This window comes from Phreatobacter sp. AB_2022a (assembly GCF_026847585.1).
Lineage (GTDB): Bacteria > Pseudomonadota > Alphaproteobacteria > Rhizobiales > Phreatobacteraceae > Phreatobacter.
Map to the genome: position 1 here is coordinate 1 of NZ_JAPSET010000007.1, position 26,179 is coordinate 26,179.

Here is a 26,179-nt window from a genome sequence, read left to right on the forward strand (position 1 = left end):
GCTGGGCGATGCCTTGCCCGGCGCGTTCGGCCGCCTCCGCGCGGCCAGTGGGCAGGGCGAGCAGGCTGCCCAGCGCCGCGAACCCGACCGCTGCCGCAAACGCACCGTGCTTCATGCTGTTGACCATGATCCGAACTCCTGAAGGCCCCCGGTCGCCTGATGGAAAAGTGCAAAGAACCGCCAGTCTGGCCATGGCCGGTGCCGAGGGTCAAATCAGCTCTGCTTGACTGGCGGTGAGTTCGCGTGATCGGCTTGGCGGCGGCGTGGCGGTTCGCGCCGTGAGGGGATCGAGGGCATGGGGCTGATGAATCCGGGCGGGCTGTCGCTCATCTGGCCGCTGCTGGCGCAGGTGGCGCTGACGCTGGTCGTCTTGTTCGTGATGGGCTTTTTCCGCCGCCGGGCGCTGGCCCGGCGCGAGGTGCGGCTCGGCGAGATCGCCCTGTCGGGCGAGGCCTTTCCGGCGCGGGCGCGCCAGGCGGCCAACAATTTCTCCAACCAGTTCGAGACGCCGGTCCTGTTCTACGTGCTGGTGATCGCCGCCATCCATGTCGGCGCCACCGGGCCGGTGATGACCGGCCTCGCCTGGGCGTTCGTCGCGAGCCGCATCGCCCATTCCTTCATCCATATCGGCTCCAACGACCTGCGCCTGCGCGCGCCGATCTTCACGCTCGGCGTGCTCGTGCTGGTCCTGATGCTTGTCGGCGTGCTGATCGCCGCACTGTGAGGGGGCTTGCGCCGAGGCTGGCCGTGGTTCGAGGCACGGCTCGTCCCAACAACAGAACCCCGGCCTTGCGACCGGGGTCCATGAGGGGCCGGGGGCCCTGATGTCGGGCGCTCAGTAGGCGCAGACGTTCACGGTGCGGCGCACCAGGCCGTAGGGCGTGTCGACCCAGCGCACGCGGTAGCAGTCGGACGCGATCACCGCGCCGCCGACCAGGCCGAGCCCGAGCCAGGGGCCGCCGCGCCAGTGGCCGTGGCGGTGGAAGTGGCGGTGGCCGTGGAAATGGCCATGGCCATGGAAGTGGCCGTGGCCGTGGAAGCCGCCGTGGCGGCCGCCGAACGGGCGGGCTTCGGCCTGCGAGGCGGCGGCGAGGCCGAGACCGGCAACGGCGGCGGCGGCGAGAGCGAGGGTCTTGAACGAGGGCATCTGAAGGTTCTCCTCTGGAAGGGCTTGGTTGGTGTCATCACCCCATGCGCATCAGTCGGGCGGCATGGCCTGGAGGTTCGAGGCCCCGTCAAAAAAAGCCGGATCGGCGCGCGGGGCTGTGCGCCAGCGCACCTTTGCGCTTGCCCTCCGGCGCGGCCGGTGGTTAGCACCGCCTGTCCGAGCCCAAGGAGCCGCCGTGATCCCCGCAGCCCGCCTCACCGCCGCCATCGAGGTTCTCGCCGATATCGGCGCGCGCCGCCGGCCGGCGCCGGATGCGCTGAAGGACTGGGGCCTGGCCCATCGTTTCGCCGGCTCCAAGGACCGGGCGGCGATCGCCAGCCTCGTCTATGACACGCTGCGCCGGCGTGCCTCGGCCGCCCATGTCATGGCGGACGAGAGCCCGCGCGCGCTCGTCCTCGGCGCGCTGGCGCTCGCCCGCGGCATGGATGTCGAGGCCATCGCCGCGCTCTGCAGCGGCGAGCGGTTCGCGCCCGCGCCGCTCTCGGCCGAGGAGAGGCGCCGGCTGGCGCGCGCCGACCTCGCCGGCGCGCCGGCGCCTGTCGCGGGCGATTTCCCGGACTGGCTGGAAGCGGAGCTGAAGCGCGCCTTCGGCGCCGGCCTCGTCGCCGAGATGCAGGCGCTCGCCGGCCGCGCGCCGATCGACATCCGCGTCAATACGCTGAAGACCGAGCGCATGCGCCTGCTGCCGGCGCTCGCCCATCTCGGCGCCGAGATCACCCCGCACGCGCCGACCGCCTTGCGCTTTCCCGCCGGCGAGGACGGCCGCGGGCCGACCCTGCAGGTGACGCCGGAATTCCTGAAGGGCCAGTTCGAGATCCAGGACGAGGGTTCGCAGCTGGTCGCGCTGATGGCCGGCGCGGCGCCCGGCGAGCAGGTGGTGGACCTCTGCGCCGGCGGCGGCGGCAAGACGCTGGAGCTTGCCGCGCTCATGGACAATTCCGGGCAGATCTACGCGACCGACGCCGATGCCCGGCGCCTTGCGCCGATCCACGACCGGCTGGCGCGCGCCGGCGCGCGCAACGTCCAGGTGCGCACGCCGAAGGGCCGCGGCGACGAGCCGCTCGCCGACCTTGCCGGCCGGATCGACCTCTGTCTCGTCGACGCGCCCTGCACCGGCATCGGCACCTGGCGGCGCAATCCCGACACCAAGTGGCGCGTGCGCCCGGGCGCGCTCGCCGAGCGCATGAAGGACCAGGACCTCGTGCTGGCCCGCGCCGAGAGGCTGGTGAAGCCGGGCGGGCGCATCGCCTATGTCACCTGCTCGGTGCTGCCAGCCGAGAACGACGACCGCGTCGCCGCCTTCCTGGAGGCCCATGCGGCGTTCCGCTCCGTGCCGCCGCGCGACGTGCTGGCCCTGGCCCCGGACAGCCTCTCCGAGCGCGCCGACCTCGTCTCGCCCGCGGGGCTCGGCCTGCAGCTCACGCCGCGCCGCACCGGCACGGACGGCTTCTATCTCGCGCTGATGGAACGGGCGGGCTGAGGCGCGGCGAGGGGCCCCGCATCAGGGGTGGCCGTGGTTCGAGGGTCGCCTTCGGCTCCCGCCCCACCATGAGGGTCGGAGGGCATTGCAGATCGGCTGGCGTATGGGATGTGCGCCAAGCGACCGGCTTCATGAATGTCGCTGATGCCGTGCTTTTCCCTCCCTCATGGTGAGGTGGGAGCGAAGCGACCCTCGAACCGCGACCGGGCGTCGTGCAGATCCCCCAACACCATCGCAAGAACCACGCCCCCGCACCGCGCCAAGGGGCTTGCGCGCGCGAGGCCGAGCGTTTAACCGAAGTCGATGACGCACGACTCCATCCTCATCATCGATTTCGGCTCCCAGGTGACCCAGCTGATCGCGCGGCGTGTGCGCGAGGCGGGGGTCTATTGCGAGATCCATCCGTTCCAGTCGGCCGAGAAGGCCTACAAGGCGCTGAAGCCCAAGGGCGTGATCCTCTCCGGCAGCCCGGCCTCGGTGACCGAGGACTTTTCGCCCCGCGCGCCCCAGCTCATCTTCGACGACAGGCTGCCGGTCTTCGGCATCTGCTACGGCGAGCAGACCATGGCCGCCCAGCTCGGTGGCAAGGTGGAGGCCGGCCATCACCGCGAATTCGGCCGCGCCTTCCTCGACGTGAAGAAGAAGACCAGGCTGTTCGAGGGGGTCTGGGAGCCGGGCAGCCGCCACCAGGTGTGGATGAGCCATGGCGACCGGGTGACCGAGATCCCCGAAGGCTTCGAGGTGGTGGCGACGTCCGAGAACGCGCCGTTTGCCGCGATCGCCGACGAGCGCCGCAACTATTACGCCGTGCAGTTCCACCCGGAAGTGGTGCACACGCCCGACGGCGCCAGGCTGATCAGCAATTTCGTGCGCAACATTGCCGGCGCCAGCGGCGACTGGACCATGGGCACCTTCCGCCAGGAGGCGATCGCCCGCATCCGCGCCCAGGTCGGCCGCGGCCGGGTGATCTGCGGCCTCTCCGGCGGCGTCGATTCCTCGGTTGCCGCCGTGCTGATCCACGAGGCGATCGGCGACCAGCTCACCTGCGTCTTCGTCGACCATGGCCTGATGCGCCAGAACGAGGCGAAGGAGGTGGTGAGCCTGTTCCGCGACCACTACAACATCCCGCTCGTCCATGTGGACGCCTCCGGCGAGTTCCTCGGCGCGCTCTCGGGCGTCACCGACCCGGAGGTGAAGCGCAAGACCATCGGGCGCCTGTTCATCGAGGTGTTCGAGAAGGAGGCGAAAGCCGTCGGCGGCGCCGAGTTCCTCGCGCAAGGGACGCTCTATCCCGACGTGATCGAGAGCGTCTCCTTCACCGGCGGGCCCTCGGTGACGATCAAGAGCCACCACAATGTCGGCGGCCTGCCCGAGCGCATGAACATGAAGCTCGTCGAGCCCTTGCGCGAACTGTTCAAGGACGAGGTGCGCGCGCTCGGCCGCGAGCTCGGCCTGCCGGCAAGCTTCGTCGGCCGCCATCCCTTCCCGGGCCCCGGCCTTGCCATCCGCGTGCCCGGCGAGATCACCCGCGAGAAGCTCGACATCCTGCGCCAGGCCGACGCCATCTATCTCGACGAAATCCGCAAGGCCGGCCTCTACGACACCATCTGGCAGGCCTTCGCCGTGCTCCTGCCGGTGAAGACCGTCGGCGTCATGGGCGACGGCCGCACCTACGACCACGTCTGCGCGCTCCGCGCCGTCACCTCCGTCGACGGCATGACCGCCGACTTCTACCCCTTCGACATGAATTTCCTCGGCCGGGCCGCGACGCGGATCATCAACGAGGTGAGGGGGATCAACCGGGTGGTGTACGACGTGACCAGCAAGCCGCCCGGGACGATCGAGTGGGAGTGAGGGGGAACGGCGATAGCGGAGGTTCGGCGGCGAATTTCGCTGCGATCCTGCTGCTGGTGTGCCTCTAATCCTCTTGAGTATCTTGATCGCCTCACGGAGCTCGTAGAGGCGATCTGTGCCCGATCTCGAGCACGTAAAGACGGCCTCTCTTTGCAGTCCAATTCATGACATTGAGGCTGCGCATCTGATTTAAGCGAGCAGTCACTCGCCCTGACAAGCCGTCGATAACAATGTTTGCTTACGTGGCACCCTCCTCATTCAACGAAAGTGAACGCAAGCCTAGACGGTACCATATTCCGCCTCCATCCAGTCTTCATACACCCTTCCGAAGCTCGTCTTAAGGTCGGTCATCGCCTTGGTAGCTCGCGCGACGGGAGCCGGATCGCGGCTAATGAAGCGATAACCGATCGCCAATCGGATATGAAAGCACACCATCACGTCAGTCATGAGCCTGACGCCGTGGGCGAGACTGATTGCGTCCCGACGTTCAGCAGAGCGATAGTCTCTTTCCATGGCAATTGAAGTGCCAACGCTGTCAGCGTGAGCGATGTGGCTCGCCATCGAATAGCCTGTCGCCAACCCGGTGAAGCCCTTGAATATTGGGTCGCCGCTTCGGGCCAGTCCACCAATGAGGCCGGTGAAGCCCCACCGGCTCTCCAGGGAGCTCCTTACTTGCTTCGGATAGGCGGTCGCTATCTCCTCGCGTTCTTCCTCGGCCAGCAGACGCTCCCGGAACGGGCGCCACCCCGGATCGCTTACGGAGGGTAGGACACCGAGCAGCTCAGCGTACTTGGCATGGTCTTTCAGAAGGCTTATCCGGAATAGATCGTGACCGTATTCCCGATGACGCTCTTCGAATGAAGAAGGCGACTGTAGTAAATATGCGACTTTTAGACTACCTTCGAACACAGATCGGACGAGGATTTCTGCGTCCCAGAGCTGAGCATATGCAGTCAGCAACAGCGCGCTCTCGGTGGATCTAGCGGTGGCAGACAGAAGATCGCCAAGAGTTCGACGCTGATCGGCTGTCCAGCCTGGGTGGCGAGCCACTGGCGTCATTTCAGGCAGCAGTCCGCGGAGCAGAAACAACGTCTGCTCCGACCAGCCGCGAAGCTTGGTGTAGATGTCTTCTGGATACAGGGTCTCACTCCCGTGAAATGCAGATTCTAGAATCTCAGCACGATTCAGCGCCCTTAGCTACCCTAGGTTGCCGCGAAGCGCGAGACGATCGGCCGCCCGTTCATCGAGATGTTCGAGCGCAAGACGAAAGCCGCCGGGCGAGCCGATTTCCTCGCCCAGGGCACGCTCTATCCCCACGTGATTGAGAGCGCGTATCCTTCATCGGCGGCCCCTCGGTCACCATCAAGAGCCACTACAATGTCGGCCAACTGCCGGAGCGCAAGAACATGCAACTCGTTGAATCGCTGCGTGAGTGGTTCTAGGACGAGGTGAGGGCGCTCGGCCTACCCGGCAGCTTCGTCGGCCGCCACCAGTTTGCCCGCGTCAGCCCGGAAGCCGCGTCTGGGGGCTTCCCTGAGGACACAGTCAATGGTTGTATGTCCTGGGGGCGCACATGGATTTTCTGGCTATCGACTTTGAGACGGCCAATGCCGATCTGAGCAGCATCTGTCAGATCGGTTTGGTCGCGTTCAAGGACGGCGAAGTAGCCGACACCTTCTCGACACTGGTCGACCCGCAAGACCATTTCGACGCCATAAACGTTTCAATTCACGGGATCGACGAAGGAGACGTTTTCGGCGCACCGACTTTTGCAGAAGTCTTCCCCGAACTGTCCCGACGCGCCGCGAACTCAGTGGTGGTCAGCCACACATTGTTCGATAGAGCTGCCTTCGATCGGGCGTCTTTCCGCGGCGGCCTGTCGCCGATCATGTGCCATTGGTTGGACACCACCCGCATCGTCCGGCGGGTCTGGCCCAAATACGCTTATCGGGGATATGGCCTCGGCAACCTCGCCCAAGAATTCGGGATCGAATTCGACCACCATGACGCGGCGGAGGACGCGCGCGTTACAGGGGTAATTCTAGTTCGGGCGATGCGGGAAGGCGGCATGACGCTCGACGAGTGCATGATCCGCGCGATGCGCCCCCTGAATCCTGACGCTGCCGTCAGGATTACGCGGACAGGAAATCCCGACGGGCCGTTGGCCGGTGAGGTGGCCGTCTTCACGGGAGCACTTTCGATGCCCCGCCGGGAAGCCGCGGACTTGGCCGCGCAAGCGGGTTGCGAGGTGGAGGCCGGGGTGAACAAGGAGACAACGCTCCTCATCGTCGGTGATCAGGACGTGGCCAAGCTGGCTCCGGGCCAAGAGAAGAGCAGCAAACACGTTAAAGCGGAGGGGTTGATCGCCAAGGGTCAACCAATCCGCATTCTGCGGGAGTCGGATTTCCGCGCGCTAGTCGCCGTTTGAAAACGAACTCTCGGGCGAGGGCGCAACGCACTGCAGCGCTGTTTTGCAGGTTGTAACTTTTGGGGGCGGAGATGCCGATGTTTGACCAGTGGTGCGAAACCACGGTCCAGGAGAACGGTCAGAAGCAGTACATCACCATTGTCGAGAAGGCCGGCGGCCGTGCAGCGATTATTGATGAACTCGCGGAGACCGTCCGCAGCCACTACGACGACCTTGAGCGGATCGCGGACGACGTCGAGGAACTGGGCTACGAAGGCGCGGCGGCGATTCTGAAGGAACTGCTGCCGACGGGTATTCGGGCGCGGGCTGGTGACCTGGGCGAGATTCTCGCGTCGGAGTTGACGGTCGAGCGCCTGGAATTCGAGGTGCCGGTCCGGCGGATGCGGTTCAAGGACGGCCGCGAGGTCCCGATGCGCGGCGATGACTTCATCGGCGTGAACTACGCCGCCGACGATGGCGGGCTTTGGCTGCTGAAGGGCGAATCCAAGAGCCGCCGCACCCTGGGCGGAGCGACGATCTCCGAGGCGCGCGCGGCGTTGCGGCGTGATGATGGTCGCTGCACACCGTCCTCTCTGCTTTTTGTCGCCAACCGCCTCTTGGAAGGCGACGAGAACCAGGCTGATCTTGGCCGCCGTATCCGGAACGAGGTCGGCCGCAAGGCTCTGGCCAGGAATAGGATCGACCACGCCCTGTTCACGATGTCGGGCAACGGGCCGATCGCCGCGCTTCTGGCGGACTACAATGCGGCCGAGGCCGGCCGTAGCCATGCGGTGATCAACCTGCACATCGCGGACTACGACGACTTCATCAGCGAGGTCTTTGAAGCGGCGGGCGACCTTGGAGACGCCTGACGAACTCCAGGTGTTCCTGGGCGAGATGATCCAGCCAGGAATCTGGGGCCAGCTCCTGGCCCGGGGGGCGGCCTGGTCGTTGATGCGGGAGAACGGCGTCCTCCCAGATGGTGCGCCGGCGTTCGGCCGCACCATCGATCTAGACCTCGCTGACTATGGCTTTTCGGTTCTGCGCGCCGCCCTCGCGCTGAAGGAAATCGGCGAAGGCGCCGAGCTATCCACGCGCGCATTCGAGCGCGCGGCCAACGCCTTCGAAGCGCTGGTCCGCAACGGTGACGTGGCCCTGGCGGAGCGCGGGTTCTACCGGATCTTGGCGGCCGCCGCGTATCACCTGGCCGGCTACTCGGCCATCGCCTACTCCCTGTTCTCGGAACACCGGGGCTCGCTCAACACGACGGTCGGCGAGGACGCGCTCGCGCTGCTTATCCTTCGCGATCTGCGAGCGCTTCGGCGACTGACCCGCGATTGGCTGGGGGCGGAGGAAAATTCCGACGCCGCGATCACGGCCGGGCTGCAGGAGGAGGATCTGAGCGCAGACGATGCGATCGCCACCATCCTCAATGGCGTGCTGTGCCGGAGTTTGGCCCACTACGACTTCGCGCTCCAGACCGGCGAGGAGCAGCATCATGCTGCGGCCCTGGCGATCCTGAGCCAGGGCCTGAAGCTGGCCGATGATGCTGCGAACATTCCGATGTGGTGGATCATCCGCATCTGCCGGGCCTTGCTCACAGACCTTTGGCGCCATTCGCTGCATCGGGTGCTGCCTGGCCAGCCTCCTGAAGGCGGCGCCGATCTGTATCCGCGCTATCGGGATCTCTTCATCTCGAGCCTCTACGGCCGGCGGGTCGCCGAAGTCGAGCTTTGGCCGTCCCAGCGGGAGGTCGCCGCCCGGGCGACCGACTTGACCGACGACCTCGTCGTGGCGCTGCCGACGAGCGCCGGCAAGACCCGCGTCGCGGAACTCGCCGCGCTGATGACCCTGTCGGTGGCGAAGCGGGTGTTGATCGTGACGCCGCTGCGCGCGCTGTCGGCGCAGACGGAACGCTCATTCCGCAAGACCTTTGCGCCGCTCGGCTTCAAGGTCTCATCGCTTTACGGCGCCGCCGGCGTGTCGGAGGGGGATGCAGACGCGCTTCGCACGCGGTCGATCGTGATTGCGACACCGGAAAAGCTCGACTTCGCCCTGCGCAATGACGCCAGCCTGATCGATGACGTCGGCCTGATCGTCTTGGACGAAGGGCACCTGATCGGGCCATCCGAGCGTGAAATCCGCTACGAGATCCTCGTCCAGCGGCTGCTTCGGCGGGCGGATGCGGCAGACCGACGGATCGTCTGCCTGTCCGCCATTCTGCCCGAAGGCGAAGCGCTCGATGACCTGACCGCCTGGATCAGGAGCGACACGCCCGGCGGGCCCGTGAAGTCAACTTGGAGGCCGACCCGTCAGCGGTTCGGCTCGCTGGTTTGGCAGGGGCAGTCCGCTCGGCTCGGCTTCGATCTGGAGCAGCAGGGTCCATTCGTGGCCCACTTCGTTGATCGTCTGGAACCGCGTGGAAAGGAGAAGAATCCTTATCCGCGTGACGCCAAAGACCTCAGCATCATGGCGGCGTGGAAATTCGCCTCACAGGGCAAGCGGACGCTGATCTTCTCGACCCAAGCCAACTGGGTCGAGGGCTTCGGCACGGCGGCCCTGAACCTGGTTCGACGCGGCTATCTGCAAACTCTCGTGGACGATCCCGCGCCCCTGGCGCGAGCGCTGGAGGTCGGCCGCGAATGGCTGGGCGCCGATCACCTGGCCGTCCAGGCGCTGGGCATCGGTGTGGCGATCCATCATGGCAGGCTGCCGAACCCGTTCCTGCGCGAACTCGAGCTTCTGCTGGGTGAAGGCGTCATCAAGGTGATCGTGGCTTCACCAACTTTGTCGCAGGGGCTCAATCTCAACGCGGCGGTGCTGCTAGCGCCCTATCTGGTCCGCGCCGGCGAACCGATCAGCGGCGAGGAGTTCGCCAACGTCGCCGGTCGCGCCGGTCGTGCGTTCGTGGACGTTGAGGGCCTGGTTGCCCACGTCATCATGGACAACGCCGACTATCGGCTGCAGCAGTGGAGACAGCTCGTGGTGTCGGCGCGCGCGCGCAAGCTGGAAAGCGGGCTCGTCCAGGTGATCAGCGCGGTGATGCATAAGCTGGCGGCGACGGGGGTGTTCCAGCGCGCAGACGCCTACGAATATCTGGCGAACAACCTCGTGGCCTGGCGCAACGCCGAGCAGGCGGTCGCCGCCGACGAGGACGACGAAGGGGCCGAGGACACCCTGCCGGTGCTCGTCGAGAAGCTCGACGCCATGGTGTTCGGTCTGGTCGAAGCGCTGGACGCGGCCAGCGCCGACCTGCCCCAGCTGCTGGATGAGACTCTGACGGGATCCCTGTGGGCGCGCCAGATCGCCCGGGCTGAAGCCAACCTTGCCGACTGGCACAGGTTCCTGCTGCGGACCCGCGCCGCCCTGATCTGGTCTCACACCACGCCGCAGACCCGGCGCGGTCACTATGCCATGGGCGTCGGCCTGGATTCCGGGCTTGTTCTTGACGGGATTGCGGACGAACTGGCTGCTCTCATCGATCAGGCAGACCTCGCCGCGATCCAAGGGAACGCCGATCAGCTCGGCGACACGCTCGCCCAGTTGGCCAGCCGCCTCCTGGCCATTCGGCCGTTTGCGCGCGACGGCGGTCTTCCCGCGGGTTGAGAGGCGACCCTTCGCTTATGGGTCAGCGGTGCGGACGTCGCCTTGATCGGCGCCGACCGGATGAAAACCGTCGAGGACGCTTTCGCGTACAAGCTGGTCTGGGCTCTGGAGGCTATCCGCACCCGGCGGGTGACGCAGGGCTGGGAGCCCGAGATCGTCGCCGGCGGCGCCGCCGCCGCGGCGGAGACTGGCGTTCCAAACTTCATGGCGGCCATGTTGATCCGCGCGGGCCTGCCGTCGCGGCGCGCGGCGATCGTCGCCGTTCAGGACGGCGACGCGGCCTTCTTTGACCTCGACGGCATGAAGCTCTGGCTCGAAAGCGAGGAAGTCCGGGTCCTGACCGCCCAGGACGGCTGGCCTACGGCCGACACGCAGGATCTCTGGCGCCGCTTCCACGCCGATGCTCTTGGCGCTGCGGCGCCGGCCTGGCGCACGACGAGCGTCCGACGCCGGCTTCATTTGCAACCCGGCGAGGTCCGCCCACCGAACGGGGACTACCGCCTCGAAATCGACCCCATGACCCTCTTCGCCTGGGTGTTGACGCCTGACTTCAAGCGGCTGGTGCGGCTCGAGCGGTGGGTCGCTGATGAACATCCCGCGCTCTACCGGGTGTCGTTCATCGCCGGCGACAACCTGGCCCACGTTGAACGGATCGGCCCAGGCCAAGCGTTGTGGGAGCCCGTCGCGTGAGGGAGTTCTGGGACGAAGGCGCACGTGACGCCGTCAGGGCGGCGCATGAGTCGATGCTTCGCGAGCTTGAAGCGCATGGTCTGGGCAGCGAAGGCCCGCTGATCGACAAGATCGGCAAGCTGCCGAAGGCGGTCATCTATCGCCTGTCCTACGAAGGCCTGAAAGCCGAGGTCCCCACTTCTGCGGAGGCTTTTCGCGCAGTGCTGGCGGGTTCGGAGCCGACTACACTGTCTGGACGTCAGCTGGCGATCTGCATCCGCCACCTGGATGGCGAACTCGCCGCCTTGTCGCCTTATGAGGTCGCCAAGCGGTTCGTGCTCCAGTACCTGGGTCGCCACGATCCGAACATTGCATCGATCCGGCTCGGGCTGTTCGTCGACAGCCTGACTGATTGGAGCACGGCGAGCCGGGACGGCCTCAATCTGGTCCGACTGCTCTGGCTGACCGACCCGGACTCGCCCAAGGCCCCGCACAACATCGAGGGGCGTGGCTTCTACGAAGCCCTCGACCCGCTGAGCGTCTGGGCCTGGTGGTCCTGGCAGTTCAGCAATCCCTTTTTCCTCGACGACGTGAGCCGCGCACGACGGCCAGTTTCCATCGGCTACACCTACGACCTGCGATCGGCGGCGCGGTTCGACCCACCCAAGGGCGATCTGGACGAAACCATCAAGCTCCTGCTCCAAGAGGCGGAGCTGCTGCGCGAAGGCTCCACGCCGCCGAACGCCTATGTCGAGGTGAACTTCCCGCCTTTCGTCGCCCTCGTGTTCGGCGAGATCAACCCGAACTTCGTAATGGTCGAAGCGTTGGACGGCAACGGCCGTGGCCTGCCGATCTATCTCTTCCCGACCAAGGAGACGTGGGTTGTGCCGAACACCGGCGCCGGGCCGGATGGCCGCATGGACTCCTTCGTCGCGATGACCCGCGTGGCAGTCGCCATGGCCGCCTCGGCGTTGCGGGATTTCTGGGTCGTTGAAGACCGGGATCGCGTGCTTGGACCTCCCAGGATCGGGAGGATCGCCGGATCGAAAAGCTCAGAGCGGCGCGTCATCTATCTGCCGCGCATCCGCTATGTCGGCGGGCGCAATCTTGGGAGCGTGCTGGAAGGCGCTGCCAATTCAAAGGCCCGAGCTGCGCATTGGCGAGCGGCGCACTATCGCAAGCTTCCCCAGGGACACCAGCCGTCGAAGAAGCAGCAGGCCCTGGCGGCGGCCTATGGCCAGATTCCCCCGGAAGGTCAGACCTGGGTTCGCGGGACGAGTGTGACGGGCGTCGAGACGGAGCGTGTCTATCGCAGTCGCTCTGTCGCCAAGCTGTTGTTCGAAGCGATCCCATCCAAGGGCCAGGCGTTGACGGGCCTGACCTGGTTCGAGTTCGAGCGGTACTGCGGCGGCTGGCTGCGGCGGCACGGGTTCGACGAAGTCTCCCGCAAATCGGCTGACGAGGGAATCGACATCACGGCCTTCAAGGACCGGGCAGGGAACGCCGAACAGTGGGCCGTGCAATGCAAGCACTGGTCCCGACCAGTCGGACCGGATGTTGTGAGGGAGCTTGAGGGCGCACGGGTGCTGCGAGGCGCGGATCGAGCGCTGCTGATCGTCACCTCGGCGTTCACACCCGGCGCGATCAGCGCCGCCCAACAGCTTAATATCGAGCTGGTCGACGGCGATCAGCTCGGCACCGTGGAAGAGCAGCCCTAGAGCGCGCTTCGTTTACACGGAAGCGTAGCCAGCATTTTTGAGATAGTTTGCGCATTCCTGCGGAGAGACGAGATCGAGCAGTTCGCCGAGCTTGCGCCATGTCGTCTCGACGGTTCTGGGTTCGGCTTTGCGCATGAGGTGCTTTAGCTTGGCGAAGAGTTGCTCAATCGGATTGAGATCGGGGCTGTAGGGCGGCAGGAAGAGGAGATGGGCGCCCATCCTTTTGATGGCGCGCCGTGCCGCCAGGCCTTTGTGGCTGCCGAGGTTGTCGAGGATGACGATATCGCCCTTGGCGAGGGTCGGCGCGAGGACTTGTTCGGCATAGAGGGTAAAGAGCTCGCCATTGATCGGCCCGTCGATGACGAGGGGTGCGTCGACGCGATCGACCCTGAGCGCGCCGATGAAAGTGAGCGTCTTCCAATGGCCGTGTGGTGTGCGGGCTGGCAAACGCTGGCCCTTCGGCCCCCAACCGCGCAGCGGCGCCATGTTGGTTTTGATCCAGGTCTCATCGATGAAGACAAGGCGCGAAGGGTCGATCCGAGCCTGATGGGCCTGCCAACGTTGCCGCTTGCGGGCGATGTCAGGTCGGGTCTGCTCGGCTGCCAGCGCGGTTTTTTTTAAAGCTCAGCCCTTCGGCATGCAGGAACACCCACACGGTGCGCCGATCAGTCTTGATGCCGCGCGCCATGAGTTCGGCCGTCAGCCCGCGCGTCGTGAACGGGCCAGTGCGGCAGCGCTCGCGCAACCAGTCCGCTGTCTCCCCCGACAGGCGCGGTTTCTTGTGCCCGCCGATCTTGCCGTGCTCGAGCGAACCCGTCTCAGCTTTCAGCTTGCCCCACTTCGAGACGCAAGACGGGCTGATCTTCAGCGCAGCTCCGATCGCTCGGATCGTCTCCCCCGCCTCGAACCGCGCAAGAGCCCGCTCACGCAGGTCTTCGGAATAAGGTCGCGTCATCTCTGCTGACCGCCTTCCCCAGCAGAAACCTTGAATCACGATCCACCTGATTTGCGAATCCCGATTCCGCTAAAAATCAGCATGCTCTAATCCTCACCGAGCCCCTTGAGCGCGGCGCTGATGTTCTGATGTTTGTATTCGATGGAGCCGCGGGGCCGATCGATCGCCGCTTGCAGCAGGTGGTTATGTTCAGCCTTGCTGTAGGGCCGTCGGGCGCTGTCATCGCCAAGCATGGCGAAATAATCCGCCACGATCGCATCGTTCTGCTCATGAGCCGCCGGTCGAGCGTATGCACTGTAGCGCCACGCTCTGACGCGACGGCTAGATGCAGCGCATCGCCGGCGCGGAACCCCAAGCTGTGCTGATCGGCAAACCGCGCCGCTGCCCGAAACTGCCCACCCGTCACGGGCAACACCGTGAAGCTCTCGGTGATCAGCTTGTTGAACATGGCACCGCCGCGCGCTGCTCCAGGCTGATCTACCCGGTCCGCAGCTTGATCGCCATGGCCGAGGACATCTCTGTGTCGGTCCAGTCGCAGATCAGGAGCTGCGCGGGATCCTGTTCGGCCAGCCAGTCCTGAACGCGCGGCGTCATCGCTTCGTTGGAAAGCGCCGCGACGATCAGTGAGGTGTCGAGATAGAGCATAGTAGCGATCGCCGTCCCGCATCGACCGCACGAGATCGGCGGCGCTCTGGGGCTGGGGCGGCATTGCCGCCGTCAGCGATTGAAGCAACGCCGCATCGATCGGCTTGCGTGGCCTGGCCACGGCGGTGAGCCGAGCAACCGGCTTGCCGCGGCGGGTGATGTCGATCGAATCGCCCGCTTCGACCCGATCGACCAGTTCGCTCAGATGGGCCTTGGCATCCGCCAGATTGATCGCGGCCATATGACGCTCCTGACCATGTAACTGGTCATATAGCGCGAATGGCTCAGGAGTTTCAGCATTACCCCTCCGCCACCCTCATCTCATCCCCCTTCGCAAAATGCGCCAGCTGATCCGCCCAGGCCTTCCTGAACGCCGGCCTGTCCGTCACGCGCGCCACATAGGCCTCGCTCGCCGGACGATCCCCGAAGCTGCGCACTTTCGCGACGCGCAGCACGTCGGCCATGACGAGGTCGGCGACGGTGAAGCGGTTGGCGGCGAGCCATTCGCGCTGGCTCAGGACCTGTTCGAGCTGGTCGAGGCGCTGGCCGAGCCAGCCGCCGAGATCATTGTCCGGATGGCCGGAGACGGTCAGGAACCACCAGGGCACGGAGACCATTTCGATCGAGTTGAGCGCGGCGAGCGTCCATTGCAGCGTGTCGGCTTCGCCGGCCGCATCGCGCGGCAGCAGCGCCTCGCTCTTGCGCGCGAGGTGCAGGAGGCAGGCGCCGCTTTCGAAGATCTCGATGTCGCCGTCGTTGAGGAAGGGGATCTGGCCGAAGGGCTGGCGCGGCAGGTGATTGGTCGCGCGGTCGTCGAAGCCGACCGTCCGCACCGTATAGGCCAGGCCCGCTTCCTCGCAGGCCCATCGCAGCCTGAGGTCGCGCACGAAGCCGCGCGGGCCCTTGGGCACCCAGTCATAGGTCCAGATGACAAGTCCGCTCATCCCGCTCGTCCTCACAGGTATCGGCCCCGCGCCCCTGTCTGGACCAGCTTTCCGGCGGAAATCAAGCGGCCGGCCTGTCGTCGGCACGGGCGCGGCGACCGGCCGGCCGGGCCTCCGACGCGCGGCGCCTATTCCCGATGCTCCCGGATCACGTTCAGGAATGCCTCGCCATACCGCTCGAGCTTCGACTGGCCGACGCCGGAAATGCCGAGCAGGGCGCTGCGGCTCGCCGGGCGCTCGGTGGCGAAGGCAATGAGGGTCGTGTCCGGAAAGACGACGTAGGGCGGCACGGCAAGCTCCCGGGCGATGTCCAGCCGGGCGGCGCGCAGCGCCTCGAACAGCGCGAGGTCGCCGCCCTGCAGCGCCGACTTGGCGCTGGCCGAAGCCGAGGCGCCGCGGCCGGTGGAGGCCTTGCCCGCCGTCGGCCGGTCCTTGCGGAAGCGCACCTCGCGTTCGCGGCGGAACACAGCGCGCGCCTCGGGCTCCAGCTTCAGGGCGCCATAGGCGGCATGATCGACGCTGACGAGGCCGGCGGCGAGCAGTTGGCGGTAGACCGACTGCCAGGTCTTGGCGGCCAAGTCCTTGCCGGCGCCGAAAACCGGCATGTCCGTGTGGCCGAAACGGACCGTCTTCTCGTTGCTCACCCCGGTGAGCACGTCGATCAGATGGCCGGCGCCGAAACGCTCGCCGGTACGGTAGACCGCCGCCAGCGCCTTGATCGCGGCATCCGTGCCGTCCCAGGTCTCGACCGGCTTCAGGCAGGTGTCGCAATTGCCGCACTGGCCGCCATGGGCCTCGCCGAAATGGGCGAGGATGGCCTGGCGGCGGCAGCCGGGCGTCTCGCAGATGGCGAGCAGCGCGTTCAGCTTGGCGCGCTCGACGCGCTTGACTGCGTCGGCCGCGCCGCTGTCGTCGATCATCCGGCCGCGCTGGATGACGTCGGCCATGCCATAGGCCATCCAGGCTTCCGAGGGCAGCCCGTCGCGCCCGGCCCGGCCGGTCTCCTGGTAATAGGCCTCCACCGAGCCGGGCAGGTCGAGATGGGCGACATAACGCACGTTCGGCTTGTCGATGCCCATGCCGAAGGCCACCGTCGCGACGAGGCAGAGGCCTTCCTCCTTCAGGAAGGCGTCCTGGCTGGCATCGCGCAGCGCCCGGTCCATGCCGGCATGATAGGCGCGCGCCCGGATGCCCTGGCCGTTCAGCCAGTCGGCGGTGTCCTCCACCTTGGCGCGGGAGAGGCAGTAGACGATGCCGCTCGAGCCCTTGTGGCGGGCCAGGAAGCGCAGGAGCTGCTGGCGCGGCTGGTCGCGCTCGACGATGTCATAGGCAATGTTGGGCCGGTCGAACGAGGTGGTGAACACCTCGGCCGCCTCGAGCCGCAGCCGCGCGATGATGTCCTCGCGCGTATGCGGATCGGCGGTCGCCGTCAGCGCCATGCGCGGCACGCCGGGATGGAGCTCGGCGAGCGCGCCGAGCTCGCGATATTCCGGCCGGAAGTCGTGGCCCCATTGCGAGACGCAATGGGCCTCGTCGATGGCGAAGAGGGCGATCCTGGCGCCGCCGATCATGTCCTGGAAGCCGGGCGTCACGATGCGCTCGGGCGTGACATAGAGCAGGTCGAGCTCGCCCCGCGCGACGGCGCGGCGAACCTCGGCGAACTCCTCGCGCGTCAGCGAGGAATTGAGCGCGGCGGCGCGAATGCCGAGCTGCTTCAGCGCCTCCACCTGGTCGCGCATCAGCGCGATCAGCGGCGAGATGACGATGCCGACGCCGGGCCGGCAGAGCGCCGGGATCTGGAAGCAGAGCGACTTGCCGGCGCCGGTCGGAAACAGCACGACGGCATCGCCGCCCGCCATCACCCGCTCGACCACCGCCGCCTGCTGGCCGCGAAAGGCGGCATAGCCGTAGACCCGCCTGAGCACATCGAGCGGGGTATCGGGGCCGCTTCGGCCGGACGGCGGATGGGCAAGGGCGGGGGACGGCGGCATGGAATCGGCGTGCGTGGGGACGGCCGTCTTATGGCACAGGTCTGCCGCCGATCGCGAGCCATGGCCACGAGGGCTTGTTCACGATCAGGCCGGACCGCCACAGGCGTTTTGGGCGCATGCCGCGATCCGCCCAGACAGGATGCGCCCTGCATGAAAGGTGGCCGTGGTTCGAGGCTCACCCCCAAAGGGGCTCGCTCCTCACCATGAGGAAGGATCGAAAGCGGCATCGAGGACGCTCATGAAGCTCCTCACTCTGCGCGCGTCCCAGGCACCGTGCGACCTGCAATATCCCACATTCCTCCTAGTGAGGCGCCCGCGCCCTTGCGCGGGCCTCGAACCACGGCTGACCTTCGTGCAGAGCCCATTGCTGTCGATGGATCACGCGTCGGCCCCGGTTCCATCGCGCCCTCAAGCCGCCGAGGCCTGTTCGGGAATGCGCGCGACGACCTTGATCTCGAAGTCGAAGCCCGCGAGCCAGGTGACCCCGATGGCCGTCCAGTTCGGATAGGGCGGGGCGCCGATCTCCTCGGCGCGGACGGCCAGCACCGTGTCGATCTGGCGCGCCGGATCGGTGTGGAAGGTGGTGACGTCGACGATGTCGTCGAGGCCGCAGCCGGCGGCGGCGAGCACTGCCCTGAGATTGGCGAAGGCGCGCCGCACCTGGCAGGCGAAGTCCGGCTCGGGCGATCCGTCGGCGCGGCTACCGACCTGGCCGGAGACGAACAGCAGGTCGCCGGAGCGCGTGGCCGCCGAATAGCGGTGAATGTCGTAGAGCGCGTGGCGGCTGGCAGGGAAGATGGCTTGGCGGGGCGGCATGGGGCCGGTCCTTTCGGGCTGGCAGGCGTGCGGCGCGGAATGCGCCGCCGCGGTGCCGCCGGAAGATGGGGCCAGCCGATTGCGCATGCCAGGCGTTGAAATCGGCATGGGCTGATGCAAAATCGCCAGCAATGTCCCGTCCCTCGCTCAACGACCTCACCGCCTTCGTCGCCGTCGCCTCGCATCGCAGCTTTCGGCGCGCGGCGGACGAGATCGGCACGGCGCCGTCCACCCTGAGCCACGCCATGCGGGCGCTCGAGGAGCGCATGGGCGTGCGCCTCTTGAACCGGACGACGCGCAGCGTCTTTCCGACCGAGGCGGGCCTGGAACTGCTCGCCCGGCTGCGGCCGGCACTCGGCGCGCTGGACGAGGCGCTGGGCGCGGTGGCGCCGTTCCGCGGCCAGGTCGCGGGCACCGTCCGCCTCAATGCGCCGCGCCTCGGCGCCGGGTTCATCGTGCGCGAGATCCTGCCGCGCATGGCCGAGCGCTGCCCGGAGGTCGTCGTCGACATCGTCGTCGAAGGCGCGCTCGTGGATATCGTCGCCGCCGGCTTCGACGCCGGCTTCAGGCTCGCCGGCTCGATTCCCGCCGACATGATCGCCGTGCCGGTCGGCCGGCCGCTCGCCTTCGCCTGCGTCGCATCGCCGGCCTATCTCGACAGGTTCGGCGTGCCGGCAACGCCCGAGGACCTGGCGCGCCACCGCTGCATCTGCCATCGCGTGCCCGGCGGCCGGCTCTATCGCTGGGAGTTCGCGCGCGCCGGCCAGGCGCTCGTCGTCGATCCGAAAGGCCCCGTCGTCCTCGACGACGAGGAGCTGATGGTCGACGCCGCGGTGAAGGGCCTCGGCATCGCCTATGTCGCGGACTGGGCCGCCGAGACGGCCTTGCGCGCGGGGCTGCTGCGGCCGGTGCTCGCCGCCTGGATGCATCCGCCGGAAGCGGCGGCGGTCTATTATCCCGGCCACCGTGCGGTGCCGCCGGCCCTGCGGGCCTTTCTCGACATCGTCAAGGAGGCGCGGCCGCGGTAGAGCTCCCGCGCGAAGGCTCAGATCCGGCCGTCGCCGTCGAGATAGCCGTGCCTGCGGGTGTCCGGCATGGCGAGCGTCGCGATCAGCGCGACGCCGACGATCGCCGCCACGTACCAGGCGAAGGCACCTTCGTAGCCGGCCGATTTCAGCCGGAGCGCGACATATTCGGCGGTGCCGCCGAACAGCGCATTGGCGATGGCATAGGGCAGGCCGACGCCGAGCGCGCGGACCTCGGGCGGGAACAGCTCGGCCTTCACGACGCCGCTGATCGAGGTGTAGAAGGCGGCGATCACGAGCGACACGATGATCAGCGCGAAGGCCGTCACCGGGCTCGTGACGCCGCCGAGCGCCGAGAGCAGCGGCACGGCGCCGACAAGCCCGAGGCCGGCGAACAGGATGAGGTTGTTGCGGCGGCCGATGCGGTCGGAGAGGGCGCCGAACAGCGGCTGCAGCGCCATGAAGACGATGAGCGCGCAGGTCATCACCGTGCTGACGGTGGCCGCATTCATCTTGGCGGTGTTGACCAGGTATTTCTGCATGTAGGTGGTGAAGGTGTAGAAGAACAGCGAGCCGCCCATGGTCAGGCCCGTGGTGATCAGCAGCGCCTTCCAGTGCGGGAGGAGCCCCGTCAGCGAGCCGGCCTCCTTGTGGCGCATGGTCTCGGCCGATGCCGTCTCCTCGAGCGAGCGCCTGAGATACATGGCGACGATCGCGGCGATCGCCCCGACGGCGAAGGGGATGCGCCAGGCCCAGTCGTGCAGCGCCTCGTTGCCGAGCGAGGTCTGCAGCGTGATCAGCACCAGGAGCGCCAGGAGCTGGCCGCCGATCAGCGTCACATACTGGAACGAGGAGTAGAAGCCGCGCTGCCCCTTGCCGGCGACCTCGCTCATATAGGTGGCGGCCGTGCCATATTCGCCGCCGACCGAGAGCCCCTGGGCAAGCCGCGCGACTAGCAGCAGCACCGGCGCCGCAGCGCCGATCGTGTCATAGGTCGGCAGGCAGGCGATCATCAGCGAGCCCGCGCACATCAGCAGCACGGAGGCGACCATCGAGGTCTTGCGGCCATGGGCGTCGGCGAGCCAGCCGAACAGCCAGCCGCCGAGCGGGCGCATGAAGAAGCCGACGGCGAAGATGCCGGCCGTCGCCATCAGCTGGCTCGTCTGGTCGCCGGCCGGGAAGAAGGCATGGGCGAAATAGATCGAGGTGAAGGCATAGGTGTAGAAATCGTACCATTCGACGAGATTGCCCGAGGAGGCGCCGACGATCGCCTTGATCCGCCGGCGCCGGTCGGCACGCGCATCGGGTGGCGGCACGGCGGCGACTGCACTGGTGCTCATGGACGTCTCTCCGGTCTTGTTCTGGGCCTGTCGGCGGGTCTGCGGCTCCGTCGGAAGGGGCGAGAGGCTGTCGGCCCGCCTGGGGGCGGGTGGTCGGCGAGGGAAGCGCGCGAGAGCGCCAATGCCGTGGCGGCGAGAAAGGTCCGGCCGTCCCGCGCGCAAGACGTGGGATCGCCCGGCGGGTGGCATCGTGTCGCGGGAAAGCGGGGCTGGCAACAGATCAGGAATGGCGGCCGCGGGGTGACCGTCGCGCGGGAGTAGGGCGCGGCAGTGCTGCGCACCGGACGAAGGCCGGGCCGGCTGAATCCCTCCTTCCACGCATGGCGTCGCGACGTGCCGCTCAGCGCTGACGTGGACGAACGATGCGCCGTTCACACTGCGGAGCGGAACGGATTGGCGACGATGAGGCCTTCTTCGAAAGCCATGCCGTGCTGCATGTCTTCGGACCATAGCCGATCGCAGCCGGCCCGGAGGGCGGCGGCGGCAATCATGGCGTCGTAGATGGACAGGCTGTAGCGCTCGGCGAGCGCAAGCCCGGCCTCATGCGTGTCGGCCGTGACCGGATGGACCATCAGCAGGCTCCTGAGCGTGTCCAGAAAACTGTGCAGCTCGCGCCAGGACAGATGCATCTTGCGGCGCCCCACATTGGCCAGTTCGTTCAACACCTGCACGCTGATCGCGCCGCCGGCAGCGAGGACGACCTCGGCTCGATCGGCCTTTTCGGCATCGCCCGAGGCAAGATGGACGAGAACATTGGTATCGAAAAAGTCACCGGCCATTCGCCTCGTCCCGGTCGAAGGTGAAGTCCTTGGGAAGGCGCCCGCGAAACGCCCTCAGGCGTTTCAGGAGATCGTCGCGGTCCGGCTTGCGCGTGATGCCGAAGGTCCTGGCATCCGCGACATGAACCTCGATCTCATCGCCTTCCTTCAACTGCAACGCCTCGACAACGGCTGCGGGCAGGCGAACGGCCAGACTGTTGCCCCATTTGGCAACCCGCATCGGTATCTCCATGGATATACGAGGCCTATATATCCGCGAGCCGCCTGACGCCAGGAGGGGCTCGTCCTGCCGATCGTCAGCGCAGCGTCCGCTGGAGGAAGGCGCGGACCAGCGGCAGCGCCGCGTCGAAATGCGTCTCCAGGAGCCAATGGCCGGCGCCGTCGAGGAGATGCAGCTCGGCGTCCGGCAGGTCGCGGTGATAGGCGCGGGCGGCCTCCGCCGGCATGTAGCCGTCCTCCGGCCCCCAGACGATCAGGGTGGGCGGGCGGTGCGCGCGCAGATAGGCCTGGTAGAGCGGGAACCAGGACAGGTTCTGCTCGAGCTTTTCCATCAGGCCGACCGCGACCGCCCGGCGCCGGGGCGTGTCCATCAGCGGCCAGTGCAGCTTCCAGAGGTCCGGCGGCACGCGGGCGGCGACCTCCTGCGACACTTCGCCGACGAATTCCTCGCGGAAGCCGTCCTCGCTCACCGCCGCCTCGAGCACGCGGTGCGCCGCCTCGGTCTTGTCCGCCCACCACGCCTTGATCGCCCGATATTTCGGCCCGAGCGCGTCCGGGTAGATGTCGCCGTTCTGGATGATCAGCGCGCTGATCCGGCCGGGGTGGGCGATGGCGTGCCGCAGCCCGATCTGCGAGCCATAGTCGTGCAGCCAGAGGGCGTAACGCTCAAGACGCAGCGCATCGGCGACCGCGGCGAGCACCTCCGCATAGGCGTCGAAATCGTAGGCGAAGGCGGCGGGCTCGGGCGTCGCGCTGTAGCCGAAGCCGGGAAAGTCGAAGGCCACCGTCCGCCAGCGGTCGGCGAGCGCCGGCATCAGGTGGCGGAACTGGAACGACGAGCAGGGATAGCCGTGCGGCAGCAGAAGCACCGGCGCCCCGGGCGGGCCGGCTTCGCGCAGGAACAGGCTGTGGCCGCCGATCTCGGCATGGCGATGCGTCACGGATTGCTCGGACATGGAGGTCACCTCGCGCCTTTACGGGGTGAAACGCCGCGCGCGGAGGCCGGTTGCTCGCCGTGGTGCGCCGACGCCGTGCGGCAAACGGCCGCCGGTGCGCGGCGCCTCAGCGCCGCCGCCCCCTCCGGACCGGCGCGCGCTCGCCGGCCAGATCGGGGGTCTCGGCCAGCCGGCACAGCAGATCGCGTGTCGCTGGGCTCAGATAGCCGTCGCGCCGGACCACGGTGTGAACCGGATTGGCCGCCTTGAGATCCGCGACCGGAATGACGGCGAGCGAGCCGAGGCGGCGCTCCTCGGCGATCGCGCTCTGCGGCAGCAGGGCGATGCCGAAGCCGGCTTCCACCATGCGCTTCATGGCGTTGAGGCTGTCGACCGGGGTCCAGCCGATGGCGCCGATGCCGCGCGCCTGGAACTGGGCGAAGATGTTGTCGGCGAAGGTCTCGCGCTGCTCATAGGCGTTGCGGAAGGCGAACCAGCGCTCGCCGGCGAGCGCGGCCAGCGTCGCCTGCCGGCGGCCGGCGCGCGGATGGTCGGCGGCGCAGGCCACCGCCATGGTTTCGGCGCCGATCCGCTCGCAGACGAGATCGGGCGAGAGATCGGCGAGGTAGCGCAGGCCCACCATCGCCTCGCCGCGCCGGATCATGTCGCTCACCTCCGCGCTGTTGGCCGTGCCGACGACCAGCTCCACGCCCGGATGGTCGGCGGCAAAACGCCGGAGCACGGCGGTGAGGTTGGTGCCGGCCAGCGTTCCGACGGCGACGAGGGCGACACGGCCGGCGGGCCGGTCGCGCAGCGCCGCGATCGCGCTTTCGGCGTCGCGCAGCGCCGCCAGCACGCGTTCGGCATGGGGCAGCAGGGCACGGCCGGCTTGGCTCAGCACCACGCCGCCGGCCGCGCGCTCGAACACCGGCACGCCGAGCTGGTCCTCCAGCAGCGCGATGCGCCGGCTGATCGCCGGCTGCGACCGGCCGAGCCGCTCGGCCGCGCTGGAAAAGCCGCCGGCCTGATGAATGGTGACGAAGGTGAGCAGGGCGTCGCTGTCCATGGCCATGCAAAAAGCTGATCGGCATTAGAGAAACTATGCCTTGGACAGATGGCGGTGCAAGCGCCATCGATGAGGCCGGGCACACCGGGAGGGAGAGAGGCCATGCCGTCCGACGCAAGCGATGTCGCCGGCGCCTTCAGGGCGCTGCATGCCGCAAGCCGCGGTTTCATCATGCCCAATGCCTGGGATGCCGGCAGCGCCGCCGTGCTGGCCGCGGCCGGCTTTCCGGCGATCGCCACGACCAGCGCCGGCATCGCCTTCGCGCTCGCCCGCCAGGACTACGGCGTGACCGATGCCGCGCGCGCCGTGCCGCGCGAGGCGATGGTCCGCTGCATGCGCGGCATCGTCGAGGCCGTGGCCGTGCCGGTGAACGGCGACCTGGAGGCGGGCTATGGCGACAGCCCGGAGGCGGTCGCCGAGACCATCGCCATGGCGATCGATGCCGGTCTCGCCGGTGGCAATATCGAGGACAAGATCCCAGGCCATCAGGCGCTCTACGAGGAAGGCCTGGCGGTCGAGCGCATCGCCGCGGCGCGGTCGGTGATCGCCGCGCGCGGCAGCGCCTTCGTGCTCACCGCGCGCAGCGACACGCTGCTGCTGGCGGGCAGGGCGGGCCTCGCCGAGGGCATTGCCCGGTGCAACCGCTATCGTGCCGCCGGCGCCGACTGCCTCTACATGCCGGGCGCCGTCGACCGCGAGACGGTGAACCGCCTGGTGCGCGAGATCGACGGACCGATCAATGTCGTGATGGGGCTCGGCACGAACGAGGGCAATGCCCATGAATTGATCGCCGCGGGCGTTCGGCGCATCAGCCTCGGCGGCACCATCGCCCGCGCCGCGCTCGGCCTCGTCAGGCGTGCGGCCGAGGAACTGCGCGACCGGGGCACGCTCGGGTTTGCCGCGGGGCAGATGCCGGGCGCCGCGCTCAATGCGCTGTTTGCCCGAACGCCGGGAACGTGACGCCGGGCGCGGTTTCGCGTGGCGAAGCGCCGTGCCAGCCGCCTCAATCCGTCGCCGGTGCCGGCCCAGGTCCGGGGACCTGGCGGCTCAGCGCACGAACAGGGCGGCGATATCGTCGATCGCCGCCGCATCGACGGCGCCGTCGCGGGCGTTCATCGCCCGCGCCTCGCCGAGAAAGGCCCAATAGAGGAACGTCGCCCGCCCGAGCGCGGTCCTGCTGTCGAGGCCGGCTGCGGCGAGCTCCCCGCAAATGTAGGAGATGCGGCGCTCGTCGACCGCCGCGACCATGGCGGCGACGGCCGGGTCCTCGACCGCCCAGGCGCGGATCGCCGCTTCCGCCGCGAAGGCCCGGCCGGAGTCGGCAAGGCCGGGCCGCGTCACGAAGGCGCTGCGCAGCAGGGCCTTGAGCCGGCCTGGGCCGGCGGGCGCGGCGTCGATCCGCGCGATCACCTGTTCGGTCGCCTCGTCGAGCCAGGCCTTGAGGAGCCGGTCGCGGAAGTCGCCGATGTCGCGGAAATGCCAATAGAAGCTGCCGCGCGACACATGGAGGCCGGCCGCCATGGCGCCGACCTTCAGGGCGTTCGGGCCGCGGCGGGCGAGCGTGTCGAGGCCATGGGCAATCCAGTCGGCCGGGGTCAGGCGGTCGGTCATGGCGTTACCATACACAGGTGTATTGACGGTCGCCATGGCGGCGCGCATAAGATCCATACACATGTGTATGGTCAAGGGAGGAGCCCATGACCCCGCAAGCCCTGGCGCTCGTTCTCGCCGGCATCATCGGCAGCGCCGTCGCGCTCGTCCACGGCTGGCTGACGCAACGGCTGATGGTGGCACCGATCGCCGCGACCTTCCTTGCCGCCGAGCGGACGTCGCCGGTGCTCCGGCAACTGGTGCCGGCGCTCCTGCAGTTCTCGACCTTCAACTGGTTCCTCGGCGGGCTGGCGCTGATCGCCGCCGCGCTCTGGCTGCCGCCGGAGGCACGGCTGCCGATCGGGGTTCTCGTCGGCAGCTCCTATCTTTACGGCACGATCTTCAACCTGCGGGCGACGCGCGGCCGGCATCCCGGCTGGATGCTGCTCGCGGTCGCGCTCGGGCTCATCGCCTATGGAGTCGCCTGAATTTTCCGGATCGGCCGGCGGCGTGCAGCGCCGGCGCGATCGGGCCGGCCGACCGGCACCGCCTCGAAGCGGCCGGCGGCGCTTGCCTTGAGAAGGCGGCGGAAGGTCGGGCAGTCCATGTGGTTCGGCGCAGGACAGGCGGCGGCATGGCGCAGGCCGTCGCGCATGGCGCTCAGCCGGTCGATCATCCGCTGCAGGTCGTCGGCCTTGTCGGTCAGCATTCGCCGGTCGATCCGCGGCAGGCCGTCGGGGGCGAACATCCGCCCGATGTCATCGAGCGAGAAGCCGGCGGCGCGGCCGAGCCCGATCAGCGCCAGCCGGTCGAGGACATCCGGATCGAACAGGCGCTTCAGGCCGCGTCGGCCGATCGAGACGATCAGGCCCCTGGCCTCGTAGAAGCGCAGCGTCGAGGCCGGCACGCCGGTCCGGCGCGCCACCTGCGCGATGTCCAGGTCGCTGGTGACGATGCGCTGCGCCATGCTCT

Annotated in this window: 25 protein-coding genes and 3 pseudogenes; 12 read left to right on the forward strand and 16 right to left on the reverse strand. The window is 67.9% G+C overall.

All coding sequences use genetic code 11. The features are described from left to right. The first annotated feature begins 295 nt into the window (after positions 1 to 295). Complete coding sequence (locus OZ671_RS06830) at positions 296 to 724, forward strand: MAPEG family protein (protein WP_268860046.1); 429 nt, start codon at positions 296 to 298, stop codon at positions 722 to 724. Between the two features lie 111 nt (positions 725 to 835). Here OZ671_RS06830 and OZ671_RS06835 read toward each other — a convergent pair whose 3' ends face one another. Continuing rightward, a complete protein-coding gene (locus tag OZ671_RS06835) occupies positions 836 to 1,147 on the reverse strand; it encodes a hypothetical protein (RefSeq protein ID WP_268860047.1) in 312 nt (103 codons plus the stop codon). A gap of 196 nt (positions 1,148 to 1,343) precedes the next feature. Here OZ671_RS06835 and OZ671_RS06840 point away from each other — a divergent pair, with 196 nt between their 5' ends. Together OZ671_RS06840 and guaA are read left to right on the forward strand one after the other, a co-directional pair. After that, positions 1,344 to 2,648 (forward strand): RsmB/NOP family class I SAM-dependent RNA methyltransferase, encoded by a 1,305-nt coding sequence (locus OZ671_RS06840; RefSeq protein WP_268860048.1) that lies wholly within the window; start codon positions 1,344 to 1,346, stop codon positions 2,646 to 2,648. 303 nt (positions 2,649 to 2,951) lie between these two features. Next, positions 2,952 to 4,502, forward strand: coding sequence for a glutamine-hydrolyzing GMP synthase (gene guaA, locus OZ671_RS06845; RefSeq protein WP_268860049.1), 1,551 nt, complete (start codon positions 2,952 to 2,954; stop codon positions 4,500 to 4,502). Positions 4,503 to 4,781: 279 nt separating this feature from the next. On the opposite strand, the gene OZ671_RS06850 is transcribed toward guaA, so the two are convergent. Next, positions 4,782 to 5,591: a DUF5677 domain-containing protein gene (locus tag OZ671_RS06850; RefSeq protein WP_268860050.1), complete on the reverse strand. Its 810-nt coding sequence runs from the start codon at positions 5,589 to 5,591 to the stop codon at positions 4,782 to 4,784. 126 nt (positions 5,592 to 5,717) lie between these two features. On the opposite strand from OZ671_RS06850, the pseudogene OZ671_RS06855 reads away from it, so the two are divergent. The 6 genes and pseudogenes from OZ671_RS06855 to OZ671_RS06880 form a co-directional block, all read left to right on the forward strand. Continuing rightward, positions 5,718 to 5,941, forward strand: a pseudogene (locus tag OZ671_RS06855) (glutamine-hydrolyzing GMP synthase); the annotation flags it as partial. Positions 5,942 to 6,075: 134 nt separating this feature from the next. Further along, positions 6,076 to 6,930 carry an exonuclease domain-containing protein gene (locus OZ671_RS06860; RefSeq protein WP_268860051.1) on the forward strand — a complete coding sequence of 285 codons (855 nt, stop codon included), beginning with the start codon at positions 6,076 to 6,078 and terminating at the stop codon, positions 6,928 to 6,930. Between the two features lie 77 nt (positions 6,931 to 7,007). After that, positions 7,008 to 7,781, forward strand: a complete 774-nt coding sequence (locus OZ671_RS06865; protein WP_268860052.1) for a Hachiman antiphage defense system protein HamA — start codon at positions 7,008 to 7,010, stop codon at positions 7,779 to 7,781. Then, complete coding sequence (locus OZ671_RS06870) at positions 7,768 to 10,515, forward strand: DEAD/DEAH box helicase (RefSeq protein WP_268860053.1); 2,748 nt, start codon at positions 7,768 to 7,770, stop codon at positions 10,513 to 10,515. The genes OZ671_RS06865 and OZ671_RS06870 overlap by 14 nt, the downstream gene beginning before the upstream one ends. A 42-nt stretch (positions 10,516 to 10,557) precedes the next feature. Next, on the forward strand, positions 10,558 to 11,205 hold the full coding sequence (locus tag OZ671_RS06875) for a hypothetical protein (RefSeq protein ID WP_268860054.1): 648 nt from the start codon (positions 10,558 to 10,560) through the stop codon (positions 11,203 to 11,205). Beyond that, positions 11,202 to 12,902, forward strand: a complete 1,701-nt coding sequence (locus OZ671_RS06880; RefSeq protein WP_268860055.1) for a restriction endonuclease — start codon at positions 11,202 to 11,204, stop codon at positions 12,900 to 12,902. The genes OZ671_RS06875 and OZ671_RS06880 overlap by 4 nt, the downstream gene beginning before the upstream one ends. 12 nt (positions 12,903 to 12,914) lie before the next feature. Here OZ671_RS06880 and OZ671_RS06885 read toward each other — a convergent pair. The 7 genes and pseudogenes from OZ671_RS06885 to OZ671_RS06915 all read right to left on the reverse strand — a co-directional run bounded on the left by OZ671_RS06885 (position 12,915) and on the right by OZ671_RS06915 (position 18,253). Further along, positions 12,915 to 13,857 (reverse strand): IS630 family transposase gene (locus tag OZ671_RS06885; RefSeq protein ID WP_268860056.1). Its coding sequence is split into 2 segments (ribosomal slippage): positions 12,915 to 13,520 and positions 13,522 to 13,857, totalling 942 coding nucleotides; the frame shifts between segments, so codons are not numbered across the junction. Positions 13,858 to 13,943: 86 nt separating this feature from the next. Next, positions 13,944 to 14,108: a hypothetical protein gene (locus OZ671_RS06890; protein ID WP_268860194.1), complete on the reverse strand. Its 165-nt coding sequence runs from the start codon at positions 14,106 to 14,108 to the stop codon at positions 13,944 to 13,946. Between the two features lie 20 nt (positions 14,109 to 14,128). Continuing rightward, positions 14,129 to 14,502 (reverse strand): annotated as a pseudogene (locus OZ671_RS06895) (type II toxin-antitoxin system VapC family toxin); the annotation flags it as partial. Position 14,503: 1 nt separating this feature from the next. After that, positions 14,504 to 14,743, reverse strand: a pseudogene (locus tag OZ671_RS06900) (type II toxin-antitoxin system Phd/YefM family antitoxin); the annotation flags it as partial. A gap of 58 nt (positions 14,744 to 14,801) precedes the next feature. Continuing rightward, complete coding sequence (locus OZ671_RS06905; RefSeq protein ID WP_268860057.1) at positions 14,802 to 15,446, reverse strand: glutathione S-transferase family protein; 645 nt, start codon at positions 15,444 to 15,446, stop codon at positions 14,802 to 14,804. A gap of 128 nt (positions 15,447 to 15,574) precedes the next feature. Continuing rightward, entirely contained in the window at positions 15,575 to 17,437 is a 1,863-nt protein-coding gene (gene recQ / locus OZ671_RS06910) for a DNA helicase RecQ (protein ID WP_268860058.1), read from the reverse strand. A gap of 408 nt (positions 17,438 to 17,845) precedes the next feature. Next, a complete protein-coding gene (locus OZ671_RS06915) occupies positions 17,846 to 18,253 on the reverse strand; it encodes a RidA family protein (protein ID WP_268860059.1) in 408 nt (135 codons plus the stop codon). 131 nt (positions 18,254 to 18,384) lie between these two features. On the opposite strand from OZ671_RS06915, the gene OZ671_RS06920 reads away from it, so the two are divergent. After that, complete coding sequence (locus tag OZ671_RS06920; protein WP_268860060.1) at positions 18,385 to 19,281, forward strand: LysR family transcriptional regulator; 897 nt, start codon at positions 18,385 to 18,387, stop codon at positions 19,279 to 19,281. 17 nt (positions 19,282 to 19,298) lie between these two features. Here OZ671_RS06920 and OZ671_RS06925 read toward each other — a convergent pair whose 3' ends face one another. The 5 genes from OZ671_RS06925 to OZ671_RS06945 all read right to left on the reverse strand — a co-directional run bounded on the left by OZ671_RS06925 (position 19,299) and on the right by OZ671_RS06945 (position 23,623). Next, on the reverse strand, positions 19,299 to 20,618 hold the full coding sequence (locus tag OZ671_RS06925) for an MFS family transporter (protein ID WP_268860061.1): 1,320 nt from the start codon (positions 20,616 to 20,618) through the stop codon (positions 19,299 to 19,301). A 371-nt stretch (positions 20,619 to 20,989) separates the two neighbouring features. After that, positions 20,990 to 21,397, reverse strand: coding sequence for a PIN domain-containing protein (locus OZ671_RS06930; RefSeq protein ID WP_268860062.1), 408 nt, complete (start codon positions 21,395 to 21,397; stop codon positions 20,990 to 20,992). After that, a complete protein-coding gene (locus tag OZ671_RS06935) occupies positions 21,387 to 21,617 on the reverse strand; it encodes an AbrB/MazE/SpoVT family DNA-binding domain-containing protein (RefSeq protein ID WP_268860063.1) in 231 nt (76 codons plus the stop codon). Before OZ671_RS06935 ends, OZ671_RS06930 begins: the two co-directional genes overlap by 11 nt. Before the next feature lie 76 nt (positions 21,618 to 21,693). Continuing rightward, on the reverse strand, positions 21,694 to 22,572 hold the full coding sequence (locus tag OZ671_RS06940) for an alpha/beta fold hydrolase (RefSeq protein ID WP_268860064.1): 879 nt from the start codon (positions 22,570 to 22,572) through the stop codon (positions 21,694 to 21,696). A 106-nt stretch (positions 22,573 to 22,678) separates the two neighbouring features. After that, on the reverse strand, positions 22,679 to 23,623 hold the full coding sequence (locus tag OZ671_RS06945) for a LysR family transcriptional regulator (protein ID WP_268860065.1): 945 nt from the start codon (positions 23,621 to 23,623) through the stop codon (positions 22,679 to 22,681). 96 nt (positions 23,624 to 23,719) lie between these two features. Between OZ671_RS06945 and OZ671_RS06950 the strand changes: the two genes are divergently transcribed. Further along, positions 23,720 to 24,577, forward strand: coding sequence for an isocitrate lyase/PEP mutase family protein (locus OZ671_RS06950; RefSeq protein WP_268860066.1), 858 nt, complete (start codon positions 23,720 to 23,722; stop codon positions 24,575 to 24,577). 87 nt (positions 24,578 to 24,664) lie between these two features. Here the strand turns inward: OZ671_RS06950 and OZ671_RS06955 are convergent, their stop codons facing one another. Beyond that, the gene (locus tag OZ671_RS06955; RefSeq protein WP_268860067.1) at positions 24,665 to 25,228 is read right to left on the reverse strand and encodes a TetR/AcrR family transcriptional regulator; all 564 of its coding nucleotides are present in this window, start codon (positions 25,226 to 25,228) and stop codon (positions 24,665 to 24,667) included. Positions 25,229 to 25,314: 86 nt separating this feature from the next. Between OZ671_RS06955 and OZ671_RS06960 the strand changes: the two genes are divergently transcribed. After that, positions 25,315 to 25,695, forward strand: a complete 381-nt coding sequence (locus OZ671_RS06960; protein ID WP_268860068.1) for a hypothetical protein — start codon at positions 25,315 to 25,317, stop codon at positions 25,693 to 25,695. On the opposite strand, the gene OZ671_RS06965 is transcribed toward OZ671_RS06960, so the two are convergent. Then, positions 25,680 to 26,174 (reverse strand): helix-turn-helix domain-containing protein, encoded by a 495-nt coding sequence (locus OZ671_RS06965; protein ID WP_268860069.1) that lies wholly within the window; start codon positions 26,172 to 26,174, stop codon positions 25,680 to 25,682. The genes OZ671_RS06960 and OZ671_RS06965 overlap by 16 nt on opposite strands. Between the last annotated feature and the right edge of the window lie 5 nt (positions 26,175 to 26,179).